General features: G+C 49.9%; 1 protein-coding gene. It reads right to left on the reverse strand.

All coding sequences use genetic code 11. The annotated features are described in order from the left end of the window. A partial coding sequence (gene trpD / locus BCT81_RS03580; RefSeq protein ID WP_102423255.1) for an anthranilate phosphoribosyltransferase occupies positions 1-629 on the reverse strand: 629 nt, incomplete at both ends.

The following is a 629-nucleotide window of genomic DNA, read 5'->3' on the forward strand; positions in this document are numbered from 1 at the left end:
GTTGTGCGTTGGCTTTTAGGTCTTCGTGCCCAAATAGGCGCATCAATAGAGCAACGTTTACAGCTACTGCGCCAACTTGGGCTTCAGTGCCTTTACCCGTCAGGATATCTGTTGTGATAGCTTTGTTTTCTTCTGGCTCGCCGCCCTTGATAGCTTCAAGCGGGTGAGTGTTCAAACCAAAGTCTGCTGGTGTCACAGTATATTCGTGAATTGCACCATCTTTAATTTCAGCAACGATGGTTTCTCCGTGAATGGCGACTTCGTCAAGTCCGCTACCGTGAACAACCGCCGCGCGCTTCATACCCATTTGCAGCATGGTTTCTGCGATAGGGCGTACAAGCTCTTTGCTGTAAACACCCATTAGCTCGATGTTAGGGCGAGCAGGGTTAATCAGTGGGCCAAGGATATTGAAGATAGTACGTGTTTTCATCGTTTGACGAACTGGCATCGCGTGACGCACGCCACCGTGGTATTGCGGAGCAAATAGGAATGCTACGCCAAGCTCATCGACAGCCGTACGAGTGTCTTCCGCCGTCATCGCTAGGTTGATGCCAAACGAATCCAGTAGGTCAGAAGAGCCTGATTTGCTCGATACACTGCGGTTACCGTGTTTCGCAACTTTTAAACCA

The sequence above is a fragment of the Vibrio sp. 10N.261.52.A1 genome (assembly GCF_002876325.1).
Taxonomy (GTDB): Bacteria; Pseudomonadota; Gammaproteobacteria; order Enterobacterales; family Vibrionaceae; genus Vibrio; species Vibrio chagasii.